The sequence below is a fragment of the Methylococcales bacterium genome (assembly GCA_030949405.1).
Lineage (GTDB): Bacteria > Pseudomonadota > Gammaproteobacteria > Methylococcales > Methylomonadaceae > WTBX01.
In genome coordinates this window covers 1,460,933-1,477,857 of the sequence record JAUZSN010000002.1, presented here as the reverse complement: position 1 = coordinate 1,477,857, position 16,925 = coordinate 1,460,933, and the positions used below count along the sequence as shown (strand labels likewise).

12 protein-coding genes and 1 pseudogene are annotated in these 16,925 nt (G+C 37.8%); 3 read left to right on the top strand and 10 right to left on the bottom strand.

From position 1 onward, the window contains the following. Positions 1-50 precede the first annotated feature (50 nt). The 8 genes and pseudogenes from Q9M50_07790 to Q9M50_07755 all read right to left on the bottom strand — a co-directional run bounded on the left by Q9M50_07790 (position 51) and on the right by Q9M50_07755 (position 11,089). Positions 51-428 carry a 4a-hydroxytetrahydrobiopterin dehydratase gene (locus Q9M50_07790; GenBank protein ID MDQ7090532.1) on the bottom strand — a complete coding sequence of 126 codons (378 nt, stop codon included), beginning with the start codon at positions 426-428 and terminating at the stop codon, positions 51-53. Positions 429-492: 64 nt separating this feature from the next. After that, positions 493-1,686 carry a GIY-YIG nuclease family protein gene (locus tag Q9M50_07785; protein MDQ7090531.1) on the bottom strand — a complete coding sequence of 398 codons (1,194 nt, stop codon included), beginning with the start codon at positions 1,684-1,686 and terminating at the stop codon, positions 493-495. Continuing rightward, positions 1,683-3,545 carry an ATP-dependent helicase gene (locus Q9M50_07780; GenBank protein MDQ7090530.1) on the bottom strand — a complete coding sequence of 621 codons (1,863 nt, stop codon included), beginning with the start codon at positions 3,543-3,545 and terminating at the stop codon, positions 1,683-1,685. Before Q9M50_07780 ends, Q9M50_07785 begins: the two co-directional genes overlap by 4 nt. A gap of 67 nt (positions 3,546-3,612) precedes the next feature. Beyond that, on the bottom strand, positions 3,613-3,822 hold the full coding sequence (locus Q9M50_07775) for a hypothetical protein (protein MDQ7090529.1): 210 nt from the start codon (positions 3,820-3,822) through the stop codon (positions 3,613-3,615). Beyond that, a complete protein-coding gene (locus Q9M50_07770; GenBank protein MDQ7090528.1) occupies positions 3,819-4,115 on the bottom strand; it encodes a BrnT family toxin in 297 nt (98 codons plus the stop codon). The genes Q9M50_07775 and Q9M50_07770 overlap by 4 nt, the downstream gene beginning before the upstream one ends. Before the next feature lie 6 nt (positions 4,116-4,121). Next, positions 4,122-6,761 carry a class I SAM-dependent DNA methyltransferase gene (locus Q9M50_07765; GenBank protein MDQ7090527.1) on the bottom strand — a complete coding sequence of 880 codons (2,640 nt, stop codon included), beginning with the start codon at positions 6,759-6,761 and terminating at the stop codon, positions 4,122-4,124. Between the two features lie 401 nt (positions 6,762-7,162). Continuing rightward, the gene (gene gyrA, locus Q9M50_07760; GenBank protein MDQ7090526.1) at positions 7,163-10,012 is read right to left on the bottom strand and encodes a DNA gyrase subunit A; all 2,850 of its coding nucleotides are present in this window, start codon (positions 10,010-10,012) and stop codon (positions 7,163-7,165) included. A gap of 90 nt (positions 10,013-10,102) precedes the next feature. After that, a pseudogene (locus Q9M50_07755) lies at positions 10,103-11,089 on the bottom strand (LAGLIDADG family homing endonuclease). Positions 11,090-11,357: 268 nt separating this feature from the next. On the opposite strand from Q9M50_07755, the gene cysM reads away from it, so the two are divergent. From cysM to Q9M50_07740, 3 genes are all read left to right on the top strand, one after another. After that, the gene (gene cysM / locus Q9M50_07750; GenBank protein MDQ7090525.1) at positions 11,358-12,254 is read left to right on the top strand and encodes a cysteine synthase CysM; all 897 of its coding nucleotides are present in this window, start codon (positions 11,358-11,360) and stop codon (positions 12,252-12,254) included. 269 nt (positions 12,255-12,523) lie between these two features. After that, a complete protein-coding gene (locus tag Q9M50_07745; GenBank protein ID MDQ7090524.1) occupies positions 12,524-13,357 on the top strand; it encodes an ATP-binding protein in 834 nt (277 codons plus the stop codon). Continuing rightward, positions 13,338-13,643 carry a response regulator gene (locus Q9M50_07740; protein MDQ7090523.1) on the top strand — a complete coding sequence of 102 codons (306 nt, stop codon included), beginning with the start codon at positions 13,338-13,340 and terminating at the stop codon, positions 13,641-13,643. Before Q9M50_07745 ends, Q9M50_07740 begins: the two co-directional genes overlap by 20 nt. Positions 13,644-13,655: 12 nt before the next feature. Here the strand turns inward: Q9M50_07740 and trmL are convergent, their stop codons facing one another. Together trmL and Q9M50_07730 are read right to left on the bottom strand one after the other, a co-directional pair. Continuing rightward, the gene (gene trmL, locus Q9M50_07735) at positions 13,656-14,126 is read right to left on the bottom strand and encodes a tRNA (uridine(34)/cytosine(34)/5-carboxymethylaminomethyluridine(34)-2'-O)-methyltransferase TrmL (GenBank protein ID MDQ7090522.1); all 471 of its coding nucleotides are present in this window, start codon (positions 14,124-14,126) and stop codon (positions 13,656-13,658) included. A gap of 187 nt (positions 14,127-14,313) precedes the next feature. Further along, complete coding sequence (locus Q9M50_07730) at positions 14,314-16,818, bottom strand: glycogen/starch/alpha-glucan phosphorylase (GenBank protein MDQ7090521.1); 2,505 nt, start codon at positions 16,816-16,818, stop codon at positions 14,314-14,316. Positions 16,819-16,925 lie beyond the last annotated feature (107 nt).

Sequence of the window (16,925 nt, the reverse complement as noted above, 5' to 3'; positions counted from 1 at the left end):
TGAGGTTTTTTATTTAAAGTAACGTGACTGGATTAAAAATAAGAACGCGTTTAACTGTTTTTAATATAATTGAAACGCGGGTCATCAGGGGTTCCTTCAAACACCCCATCAGAATCACTGGCTGCATCCCACATTAAAACCTCATCTATTTTTTTAGCCAGTTTAAAGTCTTTTTCGGTAATTCCTTTGGCCGAATGGGTGACTAGTTTGACGATAACAAACGCATAAGAGACATTTAAATCAGGATGATGCCATGCTTTTTCAGCTAAATGCCCCACAGTTGTAACCACCATTAAGGTTGCTTTCCAGCCACTGGTTTTAAATTTGCGCCGTATCCAGCCATTTTCATAAGACCATTGCGGTAATTCATCGTTTAAGCGTTGTTCTATTTTTTCAATACTAAAGGGTGTTTCTACTTGCTGAGACATAATAAGACCTGCTCGTTTTATGGGTACAGATCAGACCTCACTCAATGCGAATAGTTTATAAATCTCATTCCTTAGAAAATATTTCCTGCTGCTCACGATCATAACGATAATGGATAATCTCACCATTCCTTAAAAGTTGAACCGTAGTTTCTATGATCGCTAAGGGGACGATAAACCATTCGCGGGGTGAATATCGTTGCCCTTGATTAAAAACCTCTAAATTCAAACAGGATTCTGCAAAAAAAGTATGCAATAAAGTTTCTAATTTATGAGGATTTAAATTATAGGCTTGGTATTCTGTGATAATTTGAACCTTTGCCATTAAATAGGTCGGTTCATGGTGAGCATTGGCGATACGTTGTGTTACCGATTTCCGAGAAAACCCAATTTTATACAGGTTTTTAATCGCTTTAATTTGAGGGTCATCGCTTAATGAACGTAAGATATAAATATAACCTGTTGCCTTATCCGCTGGCGTTATTTTTTCCGCGTTATCAAACAATTCTTCACGGTGACTTAATATACGCCGTCCGTTTTCATCTTTATATAATTCGGTCGCTAACGAACGTAATAGCATGTTGGATTCTGTGCCATTTTCAAAAATACACCGTAATCGCGCATTGACCTTGCCGCGTTTTTTTGATTTCTTGCCGACTTTAGCAACATAAACCATCACCCCATGTAAAATAAAAAAATGCCCTGTGGTAATTTGTTGCTCGCCTGTAAATTTCTTTAATTCACTTTTCTCAGACACTAAGTCCGCATGACATTGTTTAAATAATGCTTCATAGTTTGCAAAGTTTTTACACGGTTTTCGTTGAGCAACTTTTTCAGGCATTTTTAAGGTTTTGGAGACATTTTTAAGCGTAAAAATATCATTCTCATCCTCGCCTAACAAACCTAATATATCGTCTACTAAAATATCGCTGACGCTGGTGATTTCTTTCGCTTCGGGTTCAAGTTCAAGCGTAGAAATAGTTTCTAATAACTTAAAACAATCAAAAGGCATTAACCGTTTTACTTTTTTAATATCATTTCTTAAACCCTCTAAGCGCGAAAACAAACTTCTTTCATTAATATCATCACGGTTTTTTGTGGGTTCATGCCCCTGTTTACGCACAAATTGATTAATTTCTTCAAATGAGGCAATTAAACGCTCATCATCATTCATTGCTGAGAGGGTTTTAGCTTTAATGGCTAATAAATCTAAAGGGTCATCGCTTAAAATATTTTCAAGTTCTTGAGCAAAATCAATCATGCTTGCGCGGTGTTTTGTTGGCGTTTTTTATTTTTAAGATAAATAATCGCTTCTGCCATGCGTTTTTCTAGCGCGTCTGATGAATTAATATCAGGTTCGCGGTTATATTTTTTGATAAATTCGCCGATTTTATCGCGGTACAGAATCACCGCTTCTTCGTCAGTCATTTCTATACGCCCTGCATCAATGGTTTCTTGAATCACTTTTAATAATTTTGCGGTGACGGATTTTGATAACACTTCAAAGGCTTTTTGAAACGGATTAACTTTATCAATTAAATCAATATGCAAGTCTTCTATGTTGACGAATTTACTGGCCATGCGGACAAAATATTTACCGCCCACTTCTTTAATTTCGCCATTTTTAATCACGGAATCGGTGACAACATGTTGGCGAATTTCTTCCACTTCCTCTGCGGTTAAATCAGGGTATTTTGTTTGAATGATTTTAGGAATCATCACCTTGTTAATGACCTGTGGATCAACGGATTCACTAGGTAACGCTTTTAGCATTGTATTATCTTGCAAAATAGCGGCTTTTAAATCATTCAAATCTGATTCGACAATTTCTTTAACTCGTTGGCTGCTGGGTTCTTTAAACCCGTGAATTTTAATCGTGCCTGCGACATGTTTATCATCATCGGGTAATTTGGTTTTAAATTTAAAATTAGGCGCAAGCACTTGTTCCATTAATAATGAGGCGGTAATCGCTTTCAACATGTTATTAACCGATAGTTTTACTAAGTCATCGGCGGCATCGGGTTGAGCGATTAAGTTGGTAAATTGAGCGTGGTTTTTGTTTTCGCTATCGCGTGTGGCTCTGCCAATAATTTGGATTATTTCAGTTAATGAGCCACGATAACCCACGGTCAGCGCGTGTTCGCAAAATACCCAATCAAAGCCTTCTTTTGCCATTCCGAGCGCGATAATCACATCTATATCATCTGCGGCGTTCATTTCGCGTAGATAACGCATAATTTTATCGCGGTCTTTCGGGGTGTCGTTGACTAAATCGGCGACTTTGATAATTTTGTCATCGCCTTTGCGTTTAATATGAATAACGCCTGTGTCGTTGTCTTGGTGTGTCACTGTGCCGATGCAGTCTAAAATACAATCGACTTCATTATGTTTGTCTTTGGTGGATTCACCGCCATTAACATTGGGAATATGCAGAATGGTTTTTTTGTTGGTATCTAAGACGTCATCTATTGCGTTGAGATAGTTGCCTTGATAAAAGTGATAGCCAATGCCGAGAGTTTTTAAATAGCTGTAGCCATTGAGTTGTTCGTAATAGTTGTAAGTGACTTTAGAAAATTTGGCTTCGTCTTCGGGTGATAACACAGGTATACTATCGCCGCGAAAATAAGAGCCTGTCATGGCAATAATATGGGCATTTGTGTGACGCATAATAGAGCGAATCACTTCGCCTAATTGGTTGTCACTATCGGCTGAGACATGGTGAAATTCGTCTATGGCTAATAGGGTATTATTAAAGTCATTTTCATCAACGGCTTGATAGGCAAAGCGCAGGGTGGCGTGGGTACAAATTAATATCGTCGCGCTGTTGTCGTTAAGAAAGTTTTTAAAGGCGCTGACTTTGCTGGATTCGCCGCCCCCTGTGCATAAATTGTATTTAGGCGCGTAATCCCAGTCGGCAAAAAATCCGTGTTGTGTAAGTTTGGTGCAATCAAAGGATGCGCCGATGGCACGTTCAGGAACGGCGACAATCACTTTTTTTATGCCTTGGTGATAGAGTTTATCTAAGCCTAGAAACATTAAGGCTCTTGATTTTCCTGATGCGGGTGGCGATTTTAATAGTAAATATTGTGCATGTCGCGCTTCAAAAGCGCGGATTTGCATTTTGCGCATTCCCATTTTATTTATGGAAATGCTGTCGCCTGTTTGGGAATAGTTTACATCAACAAGGTTAGGCATTTTTAGTGACGGCTTGAATTAAAGATATATCTTTACGCAATAAGTCATTCACTAAATCCGTAAGATTAACGCCTTTGGCTTGGGCTTTTTCTGTAAACCAGTTTTCAACATCAGTTTCTAAATAAACGGGCAGTTTTAAAGTGGCATCGGGGCGATAAAAACGCCCACGTTCGGCATTGGAAAAATCATATTCGTCTTTCATTCTATTTCCTCGTAGCGTCTTTGTTCGTGTCGGTTTGCAGGTCTTGCTGAAATAATACGGATTGTTATTTGCTCTTGGCTGTAGCTTACAAAAGTATGAACAACTAAGCGTAATTTATGTTGCTGCGTATTTCCTAAAGTAATCCAGCGTTCTTCTGCATCATGATGTTCATTATCAGGTAGCGTTAATTGTAAGGGGTCAAGAAACACTTCAGCGGCTTCTTCAAAGCTAACAGCATGTTTTTTTAAGTTTGTTTTGGTTTTAATAGGATCCCATTCAAAATGATATTGCATAGTTTATTAAGCCTCCGCTGCAATCATTTTTTCATAGCGTTTAAACAAATATTCTAGGCGTTCTTCGTCATTTTTAAAGGGTGTGGTGCGGTAACATTGTTCGATGGCTAGATCCATTTCATGATGGGCTTGGCGTAAGCCTTCGGGCATTTTATCGGGGTCATAAAGTTGCGCTATTGTTTTTTCGGGATGTAATTCGCGCTCGTCTAAAACTTTAAAAACACAGTCTTCTAAAATGATTTTTTTAGCTTTGCTGATTTTTGGAAAGGGGAAGGTGTTGTAGCAAAGTGTAGAGGAATAACGGTAATCTGTTTTTAAGCGACCAGCCACTGCGCGTACCCATGTCATGTGCATTCTTGAGGAAATTATGGCGAAAATATAAGTGGGTGGGTCGTAAATTGCAAATGCAAGATTAGAAACAATAATATTTTTATCAAGGAAACCAATAGGAATATATTCTCTTCGTTCTGAAGAAACACTTGGAATAATGATTGATCTTTTTTTTTGATAGCTTATTTGAACAAATCTATGAGGTTGATTCGCATATTTTTTTGTACTTTCAGCTTTACTTATCAATCGTTCGTTTTTTACAGCAAGTATTCGATTATTAATTTTAGGAATTGAAGAGGCTTCATTTAAATCTTTATCTTCAATCCATAAGCAATAACGTATCTCACTTCGTATAAACTCTTTTGAACCTAAATATTTAAGAATAAATTTACTAGCCCTAGGATCTGATGAAATAATTGATGCTCTCTCTTCTTCAGAGGATATAACAAGATGCCCTCCATCTCTAGGCATATTACCAAAATAAATAAGGGGAAGGTTTGAAATAGCTTTAGCTCTCTTATTTATTATTAATCCAGTACCAGATGTCAAATAAGCATTTATATTTTTAACTTGTCTTTTCACTAAGTTTTCAAATAAAAATTTAGGTTGATTCGATATATTACGAATACTCACTATAACGCATGTTATTCCAGCGTTACCTCTTGCATTATTTGTCCATTTAAACGATTGATGAGCAAAGTCTATTTCTATTTTTTTGCTAAATAAATAATTCCAAAGCAGTGAGACTTGTTCACCTTGGCATATTGAATTAGTTGAAACAAAAGCACATTTTATTAATGAATTATTTATATATTTAGTTCCTTTGATAAACCAGCAAGAGATATAGTCTAAGTTTTTACAATTCATAATTTCAAATGATACAAAACTCAAATCTTTTTTTTGGTCTGCGCTTTGTAACTTTCCACCCAAATAAGGCGGATTTCCCAAAATATAAATCTCCCCCACTTTCGGACATACCTCTTCCCAATCTAAACGGGTCGCATTGCCACACACAATATGCCCCGTATCTTGTAAAGGCAACGTCGGACGCGCCTCACCAAACACCGCCCTAAACTCAAGATTCATTTGATGCTCAGTCAACCACAAAGACAACTTCGCCGTCTCATGCGCAAAATCATCCAACTCAATCCCATAAAACTGATTCAAATGCAAACCCGAAACAGCCTGCTTCCAATTAGACGCATCAATCTTTTGCAACTGCTTAAAAATCGCAATCTCTAACCGACACAACACCTTATACGCAATAATCAAAAAATTACCCGACCCACACGCAGGATCAAAAATTCGCAACTGATACAAACGATGCAACAACTTCTTCAAGCGTCCCTCATGATTCTCAGCATTCTCTAACGCCAACGTCAAATCATTCAAAAATAAAGGCTCAATCACCTTCATAATATTAACCACCGAGGTATAGTGCATCCCCATATTACTACGCTGATCGTTATGCACCACCGCCTGAATCATCGAACCAAAAATATCAGGATTAATATCCTTCCAATTTAACGTCCCACACTCAATAATCAACTTCCGCGACTGACGACTAAACACAGGCAAAGCCACATCATCGGCAAATAAACCGCCATTTACATACGGAAAATATTGCAAAAACTGAGGAAACTCCGAACGCTCACGCCGATTCAAAACCACAAACAACTTCTGTAAATACCCCTGTAAATCTCCCCCATCCTCAACCGTATGCAATGCTAACGCATTAGTAAACTGACTCGGCTTAAAAATCCCCGTATCTTCCGCAAAAAAACAAAACAACAACCGCGACAAAAAAATATTCAGCGCGTGAATCTCCGTTGCCTCATGTGTAGGATTGTCCTCTAAAATAAGATCATACAAACGCCCCATACGTTCAGCCGCTTTAACATCCGCAGGGTTTTCATTCTGAAATTGCGCTTTTTCAATCCCCGCCCAAGGCAAGAAAAAATCATAATGCTTAGGCAATTCATCCAGCGCAATATCTAAACTATCCCCCGTTTTAGTATCCGTCGCTAACAAGGATTTAAAATTAGTCAACATCATAAAACGCGGATGCTGCTTACTGATTACAGGCGAATTTTTTAACGCATCAAATAAACTATGTAAATCTTCATCCTCTACCGATTTAAAAAAAAGCTTCTTCTTCCAAATAATTTCCCCCTCAACGTTAGATAAATTGTAATCGCCTTTTTTTAAGCGAGTAATCGACGCTCTAGGTAAACCATAAGCTAATAATAAATCATAGATAAAGGTATTTTTATCCAAAGAAGCGATAAGTGAATGAAGATTTTCTTCTGTATTCATAAGGTTTAATGAGGGTTAATAGTAATCATAACCCCTAAAATTCTGACAAAAAGAATAAAACTTGTAAGCTTTTAGGAGGGGGTTTCATATTATTAGACTGAAAAATAAATAAAAATAGCGTGCTTTGGTAATAAGGGCTACCAACTTAAGATGGGACATTATGGAGCGAGGCTTAACCGTTCGTCCTTAGCCTAGTCGAAAGGCGGACCGTTAAGCTGTTCATACTTCAACAAGTTCAGTACGAACGACTTAACCTCAACTTCCCCGTCTTAAGTTGATAGCCGTGACAAGCATTTAAAAATAAAAGGCGATGGCATTTTTTTATACGTTAGCCCGTATATAGTGTGAAAAATACGGGCTATTCATTGTTAAAAATAAGTTTTTATCCATATTTTTTCAAATTACTCAACGATTCCTTTATCATCATTAACATTGGATTCAGGGCTACTTTCTATTTCATTTTCTCCATTTTCTCCATTTTCTCCATTTTCTCCATTTTCTCCATTTTCTCCATTTTCTTCGGCTTCTAATGAATCTAAAGAACTCTCCTCATCGTCATCAGGTAACCCATCAATTCGATCAACCCCTACGACTTTTTCACCATTATCAGGACGAATAACCGTTACACCTTGTGCATTACGCCCCACGATTGAAATTTCATCAACACGCGTTCTAACTAAGGTTCCACCATTAGTAATGAGCATAATTTCATCGGTATCATTCACTAAAACAGCCCCAACTACCGCCCCATTACGTTCTGAGGTTTGAATAGCAATAACCCCTTGTCCACCTCGTTTCTGGCAATTATATTTTTCAATCAAGGTGCGTTTACCAAAACCATTTTCAGTAATATTAAGAACGGTTCCTTCGGCACCAATAATTAATGAAATAATTTTTTGATCTTCTTTTAAACGAATTCCACGAACCCCAGCGGCTGTTCGTCCCATTGACCGTACATCGGCTTCATTAAAACAAATGACCTTTCCATTACTGCTAAATAATAAAACGTTTTGTTGCCCATCAGTAATAACAACACCCACTAAACTATTATCACCACGTAAATCAAGAGCAATTTTTCCATTAACGGGTTGACGGGAAAATTCTTTTAGAGGGGTTTTCTTAACCGTTCCATTTGCCGTTGCCATAAATACAAATTTATCATCACTAAATTCACTAACGGGCAACATGGCATTAATTTTTTCATCCTTGGCCAGAGGTAATAAATTAACAAAGGGTTTACCGCGTGAGGTTCGACTGGCTACGGGTAAGTTATAAACTTTTAAGCCATAAACTTTGCCTAACGATGAGAAACATAAAACCGTATCATGAGTATTGGCAATAATGAGTTTTTCAACAAAATCCTCTTCTTTAGTGGCCGCCGCCATTTTTCCACGACCGCCGCGTCGTTGTGCTTTGTAATCACTTAACGGTTGTGATTTAACATAGCCTTCATGAGACATCGTAACCACCCTATCTTCCTCGGTGATTAAATCTTCAATACTTAAGTTTAAACGATCTTGTAAAATAACGGTACGACGGGCATCGGCATACTGTTCTTTGATGACCTCTAATTCTTCTTTGATAATTTCCATTAGACGGGAATCATGATTAATAATAAATAAATATTCATCAATCAAGCCTAAGAGCTGTTTAAATTCAGCCAGAATTTTATCTTGTTCCAACCCTGTTAAACGATGTAAACGTAATTCTAAAATGGCTTGGACTTGTATCGGTGAAAGTTTATAAAAATCACCGTCTACACCAAAACCCTCGGGTAAATCATCAGGGCGTGAACGCGACATATCAGAATTTTCCAATAAAGCCCGCACCATGCCTACGTTCCAATTTTGTGCTAATAAACCCGCTCGTGCTTCGGCTGGATTTTTCGCGCCTTTAATTAATACAATCATGGCATCAATATTGGATAAAGCGACCCCAAGCCCTTCTAAAATATGGGCTCTATCACGCGCTTTGCGTAATAAAAATAAGGTTCTACGTGTAACAACCTCACGACGATGATTGATAAAAGCGGCTAATATTTCTTTTAAGTTCATACAATACGGACGGCGATTAAGAATCGCAACCATATTCATTCCAAAAACCGTTTGTAATTGGGTTTGTTTGTATAAATTATTAAGAATCACTTCAGCGACTTCACCGCGTTTAAGCTCAATGACCATCCGCATTCCATCTTTATCGGATTCATCGCGTAAGGCTGAAATACCTGTTAACTTTCCATCTTTGTGCATTTCCCCAATTTTTTCTAATAAACGGGCTTTATTTACTTGATAAGGAAGTTCGGTAACAATAATGGCTTCACGGGTATCATTTATCCCAAACGGTTCAAAATGCGCTTTTGCGCGTAAGTGAACTTTACCTCGTCCTGTGCTATAAGCATCATAAATGCCGTCTACCCCATTAATAAACGCGGCAGTTGGAAAATCAGGCCCAGGAATATGTTGCATTAAATCGGCAATCGTCATTTCTGAATTGTCGATTAAGGCTAAACAAGCACTAATCACTTCACCTAAATTATGAGGGGGAATATTGGTTGCCATTCCAACAGCAATTCCTGATGAGCCATTAACGAGTAACGTAGGAACACGAGTTGGCATAACCGAAGGTTCAGATTCTGAGTCATCATAGTTAGAAACAAAATCGACGGTTTCTTTATCTAAATCGGCTAAAATTTCATGAGAAATTTTAGCCATACGAACCTCTGTGTAACGCATTGCGGCAGGTGAATCGCCATCGACACTACCAAAATTTCCTTGCCCATCAATGAGCATATTTCGCATTGAAAACGGCTGTGCCATTCTAACCATTGTGTCGTAAACTGCGGTATCTCCATGAGGGTGATATTTACCAATGCAATTATGAACAGCACACCCTTGTACTAAAAATTCGTGGCTATCATCTGCAATTTGAATATCATAGGTTTCTGCTTGTTCTGTTTGTTTTATAACATCGTTAACCGTCAGTACCGAATAGGTATTGATTAGATGGGTTAATTTTTTGGCCAAGGGTGAGCCAATTCGTTCTAATTTGTTAATAATTCCCCATTGCTCAAGCTGAGAATAGGAAATATCTTTATCAAATAAATCACTGCTATAGCGAATTTTTGCACCTGTTAGGTATTTAATTCCAGCACGAAATTTATCACCGTTTTTATCTTTGTACCAACCACCGCCTAAGTGATGTTTTGATAACTCTGTAAAAATAACGTCACTTGAAATAAACTCTGATAACACATTTGCATGAGAACGTTCCCATGCAGATATTTCAGCTGCTACAGCCTGTTTGCGTGGAATTTTTAAATAATCAACGATAAAACGACTAAAACGACTCGCGTTTTCACCTGTAATCCATAAGTTATAACGTGGTAAGAAATTATCACCATAATTTTTATCACTAAAGTCTTCACAAGTGTAATAACTATGAATACCAAAATCAGCCAACATAGTTTGTATTTGTGTCAATAATTTTGCTGAGGCAGAGGTTAGCGTGATTTCTCGTTTACTTTTTTTAAGGCGGATATGTCCATCGCCATCGGTAAATCCTGCAATAAAAGCTGCAAATAAAGTTCTATCGCTTAAAACCCATTCAGGCACAATTTTATCAGCACAAGTAGGATCACAAGATTGATAGGCTTCATCTAAACCTGTAAAACGAACACAATGTTGTAGGGAATGCTTAGGATTTTTCGGTGTAACTTCTGTCCAGCTCACTTTAATATTATTAGCAACACAATATTGACTTAAAAACTCTAAAGCTTCTGTATCAACCATATTAATAGAGACTCTTTGTGTGCGTCCTCGGTCAGCTAAGCAGCCTTCCGCTACTAACAAACCAATAATATAAGCTAAATTATTTTTATCATTAGTAGAACCGTTATCACCTAAACAACGTGAATTAGTCGCTAAAATACGTTTTCCCTGTAAGTCTTCCGCTTTTTCCCATGTAATTTCTAAGTCATCATTTAAAACTCGAAACAGTTGACCCAAGGTAACCGTTAACTTATTACCATTCGATAAATTAACGTTGACTACGTCGCTCGGTGGGTTATGAAAAGCTTCAACGACCTCACTTAAACGCGCATCAGGTAATAAAACTTTTTCACCTACTTTAATGGTTTCTATTGCTTTTAAGCCTTGTTCTGTATGAACCAAAGCACCTTTCACAAAACAGTCACCCACAATCCGCGCTGATTTTTTATACGGTTTATTCCAATCATTACCGAGTACACTCATCGCATATAAAACCCGACGATGCACAGGTTTTAAGCCATCTCGAACATCAGGAAGCGCACGTCCTATAATTACGCTCATGGCATAATCAAGATAGGATTGTTTCATCTCATCTTCGAGATTAACGGGAATAATTTCTTTAGCAAAATCTGACATAAGATCCATATTAGGTTGATTTAGGACAAACACTTTATGTTGGTCTGTGCATCTCGAAGTTTGATAGACTATTCTTGTTTTTAAAACTTCTAAAGATAACGAATTAACCTCGCAATTATAACAAATAATCCCTGTTAAATAACCTTTTCAAGGTGGGTTTCATGGGATAATCAATTTCATTTTTTTATCATAGATGCCCATGAACTTTAAAACCATTGAATCTTTTGTTGGCAATACCCCGCTGGTTAAGCTACAACGGCTAATTGACTCTAATAGTAATACCCTTTTAGTTAAATTAGAAGGGAATAACCCCGCAGGTTCGGTGAAAGATCGTCCTGCATTAAGTATGATTCAACAGGCCGAACAACGCGGTGAAATAAAGCCCGGTGATCGGTTAATTGAGGCAACGAGTGGTAATACAGGGATTGCTTTAGCGATGGTCGCAGCCATTAAAGGCTATAAAATGACGTTGATTATGCCTGATAATATGAGTGCCGAGCGTCGAGCGTCGATGAAAGCTTATGGGGCTGAGATTATTTTAACCCCTGCGAAAAAAAGTATGGAGGGGGCTATTGATTTAGCACGACAAATGCAAGCAGAAGGGCAAGGACGCATTTTAGACCAGTTTTCTAATTCTGATAATCCACTCGCACATTACGAAGGCACGGGTATTGAAATATGGCGTGATACCGAAGGTTCAATTACCCATTTTGTGAGTGCCATGGGAACCACAGGGACGATTATGGGAACATCGCGCTATTTAAAAAATAAAAATTCAGATATTCAAATTATTGGGGTTCAACCCGAAGGCGATTCAAAAATCCCAGGAATTCGTCGCTGGCCTCAAGCCTATTTACCCAAAATTTACGAGCCTAGTCGCGTCGACCGCATTATGGAAGTCGATCAACAAACAGCGGAAGAAACAACACGAGCCTTAGCCGCTAAAGAAGGTATTTTTGCAGGTGTTTCATCAGGGGGAGCGGTTGCGGCTGCATTGCATTTATCTCAAGAACTTAAAAATGCGGTCATTGTTGCTATTATTTGTGATCGAGGGGATCGTTATTTATCAACAGGCGTTTTTCCTGAATAAGACCCTAACTTCATAGGCTACTAACTTAAGACGGGACAGGTTGAGGTTAAGCCGTTCGTACTGAGCTTATCGAAATATGAATGGCTTAACCGTCCGTCCTTCAACTGGGCTCAGGACGAACGGTTAATCCTCGAACCAGAATCTCCCGTCTTAAATGGGTAGCCCCCTAAATAGATTAAATAATTTGGGATAATAGTTTAGAGAAAAAACAAAAACAGCAAATCCTACACGCTAAAAATGAAGCTGAGGAAGCAAATCGGGCTAAATCCTTGTTTTTATCGAATATGAGTCATGAATTACGAACCCCACTTAATGCCATTCTAGGGTTTAGTCAGCTCTTACAAATGACACTTGACGAGACTAAACATCAAGAACAACTGAGTTATATTGTAAAATCAGGCGAACATTTATTAAAACTTATTGATGAAATTCTTAATTTATCAAAAATTGAGACAGGGCATGTTGAATTATCAATGGAGACCGTTTTTCTTTATGAAACAGTTTGTGAGTGCAAACGATTATTAGATGTTCAGGCGGAAGCAAAAAATATTACCATTACGGTGGGTAGTGAGCTTAATAGCAATGAATATATTGTGTATGCCGATCACACACGGATACGGCAGGTCATTTTAAATATCCTCTCTAATGCGGTGAAATATAATAAAGAAAGCGGATCCATTAAAATTAGTACGCACAAAAATCAACAAAATAAATTAGTTTTATCTATTACCGATACCAATACGGGAAGAGAAATTTCTCCGAAGCATTTAAAAGAAATGTTTAAACCGTTTAATCGGTTAGACGCGGAAACAACCAGTATAGAAGGGACAGGAATCGGGCTAGTCATTACCAAAAAATTAATTGAATTAATGGATGGTCGTATTTATGTGACCAGTAATGAAGGTGAAGGCAGTACTTTTTCCATTGAAATTCCTCTTGCAGAACTTTCGGATGAACAACGAAATAATTTTCAGGCGAGTCAGGATTATATTGAAAAAGATGAGGTATCAAACGATAACGTGTTGCCAAAGTTATTATATATTGAAGACAATCCCGTTAACACTAAGCTAGTTAAAATGTTACTTGAAAAAAAACAGGCCTGATTTAGAACTTATTTTTGCCCCGTCGTCTCATTTAGGTTTAGATTTGGCCTTTAGTCATCAACCTAATTTAATTTTGTTAGATATTAATTTACCAGAGCTTGATGGTTATCAGGTATTGGAGCAATTAAAAGCGCATTCCGTTACAAAAAATACCCCTGTTATTGCTATCACAGCAAATACCAGTAAACATAATATTGAAAAAGGCAAAAAGGCAGGCTTTAATGACTATTTAACGAAACCTATGGATATTCCGTTATTTTATAAAACAGTTGATAAATATATTTAAAAATAACGCAGGTTATTTAATTTTTCCATTCACAAACCCTATTTGCTTCCACGCTTCAAATAAAACAATCGCGACCGTATTCGATAAATTTAAACTTCGGCTATTTTCTTGCATCGGTAAATATAGTTTTTTATCCTCGGTGAGTGAATTTAAAATCTCAGCGGGTAAGCCCCGTGTTTCTGGGCCAAAAATTAAAAAATCATCCTCTAAAAAATGCGCGTCACTGTATAGACTGTGGCCTTTGGTGGTTAATGCAAAAAGTCGTTGGGGCTGTTGTTTCTCAAGAAAGTCATTCCAATGCTGATAACGCTGTACTTGCGCCCATTCATGATAATCTAATCCTGCTCGACGTAATTTTTTATCCTCTAATTCAAACCCTAACGGTTCAATTAAGTGCAGTGCTGCCCCTGTATTCGCACACAGGCGAATGATATTACCACTATTCGCAGGAATTTCAGGTTCATGTAAGACAATATTTAACATAGTGATACGTTATCGTTGAAAGGTAGGGAATAAGCGATTAATAACGCCTGAATTTATATCTAAAATCAAAAGAGGAGTGTAGGCTGGATTATATTTTTTCACTCTCGCAAAAAAATTAACCCAACCCACACGAAAGTTTCGGAGGTTATGACCCTAACTCTAATCCTCCTTTGTCTTTAAATTTTAATTAACCGCCCGTTACTTTAATGGCTTCCAACTTCCAAATATCATGATTGTAATCACTGATAGCCCGATCCGTTGAAAATTTACCACTGGAGGCACAATTTAAAATACTCATTTTTGTCCAACGCTTTTTATCGTTATACGCAATTTCAACTTGTTTTTGAGCATTGATATAACTTCTAAAATCAGCAATCGTCATCCACGGATCATCAGAGGATTTCAGTGAATTGATAATATCATCAAAAATACCTTGCTCAAATTGGTTAAAATGACCGCATTCAAGTAAATTCATCACCCGTTTTAAATCGTTATCATCATGAATGATCGCTTGAGGATCATAATGAGAGCGTAAGGCTTCCACTTCCGTTTCGGTTAATCCAAATAAGAAAAAGTTTTCTTCACCGACTTCTTCACGGATTTCAATATTAGCCCCATCCAATGTCCCAATGGTTAACGCGCCATTCATCATGAACTTCATATTACCTGTTCCTGATGCTTCTTTACCTGCGGTCGAAATCTGTTCAGATAGATCCGCCCCTGGGCATATTTTTTCCATCGCAGAAACCCGATAATTCGACATAAAAACTAATTTTAATTTATTGCCGACTTTAGGGTCGTTATTAATGACCTTAGCCACATTATTAATTAATTTAATAATATTTTTTGCCATCACATAACCAGGGGCTGCTTTTCCCCCAATTAAAACGGTTCGATTGGTCCAGTTTTTAGTATCGCCGCGTTTAATGCGTTCATATAGATGAATCACATGCAGCACATTCAATAACTGACGTTTATATTCATGAATTCGCTTCACTTGGATGTCAAATAATGAATTAACGTCCAAGTCAATATCCATTTCTAACTTATTGAAATCAATCAAACGCTGCTTACTGCTTTGTTGAATTTTATACCACGCATCACCAAACTTCTTATTTTCCGCATAAGGTTTTAGTTTTTCTAATTGTGATAAATCAGTCACCCACCCTTTGCCAATCGTTTTGGTAATTAAGTCCGCTAAGTCAGGGTTACACGCCGCTAACCAACGTCTAGGCGTAACACCATTGGTTTTATTATTAAATTTATGCGGCCAAAAATCATAAAAATTCTTGAATAAACCTTGTTGTAGAAGCTGCGAATGTAACTCAGCAACGCCATTCACAGAAAAACTACCGACGATCGCAAGATAAGCCATGCGAACATGTTTTTCCTGTCCCTCTTCAATGATGGACATCGCAGCCATCTTATGACTGTCCCCTGGCCAATGTGCTGAAACTTCAGCCATAAAATGCGCATTAATTTCAAAAATAATTTCCATTAACCGAGGCAACAAATGCGCCATCAAGCCAACTGACCATCGTTCTAAAGCTTCAGGTAATAAAGTATGGTTTGTATACGCCATCGTATGAGTCGTAATTCCCCATGCTTCATCCCAACCTAAGCCGTGTTCATCCATCAGTAAACGCATCAATTCAGCGACGGCAATACTTGGATGGGTATCATTGAGTTGAAAGCAATTTTTATCTGCAAACTGGCTGAAATCAGACCCATGAAGGTCAACCCAATTATCAATAACATCTTGTAAACTGGCAGAGGCTAATAAATATTGCTGCTGTAAACGTAACGCTTTACCATTTTCATTGGAATCATTAGGGTATAACACCATGGTGATGTTTTCAGCATTATTTTTAGCCGCAACGGACTCTGCATAATCACCGGCATTAAACTCTTGTAAATCAAAAACTTCTGTGGCCGTTGACTTCCATAATCGTAAGGTATTTACTGTCCCATTTTGATAACCAGGAATCGGCGTATCATAAGGAACAGCAATAATGTCATGGGTATCGACCCAACGACGCTTTTCATTGCCTTCACTATCCAAATACGATTCAGTCCGCCCATAAAATTTAATACGCTGACTGTACTCGGTACGTTCTATTTCCCACACATTGCCATTTTTTAACCAATGGTCGGGGTTTTCTATCTGTTCGCCATCGGCAATAGATTGACTAAACATGCCATATTCATAACGCAGTCCATAACCTGTGACGGGAAGTTGTAACGTGGCGCAACTATCAATAAAACATGCAGCTAAACGTCCTAACCCACCATTACCTAAGCCTGCATCCACTTCAACATCTTCCAATTCTTCTAAATCTAAGCCTAAATCGTACATCGCTTTAGAAACCACATCCGAAACGCCTAAATTAAGCATGGCATTACTTAAGCTACGTCCCATCAAAAATTCCATTGATAAGTAATAGGCACGCTTACAGTTTTTATCTTTATAGGTATTAAACGTATCTTTCCAACGCTCAATCATGCGATCACTAATCGCCATCGAAAGGGCTTCATAGGCATAATGCGGCGAACGGCACTCTTTATCACGCCCTAAACGATGGCCGTAATACTGCTTGAAATCATTAATGAAATTTTGTTTATCCATACCCAGATTGGGCAATTTACAAATAATTGCTTTGGGCTTGCTTTTTTTAAAAACTCTATGAGGCATAGGTATTACCCTTAAAAATAGTTTAAATAAGAGAGCGTATCTTTAACAAAAAAAGGGGGTAAAAAAGCCCCCTTTTAGTTTAGTTAAATTTAACGGAGTGTATTTGA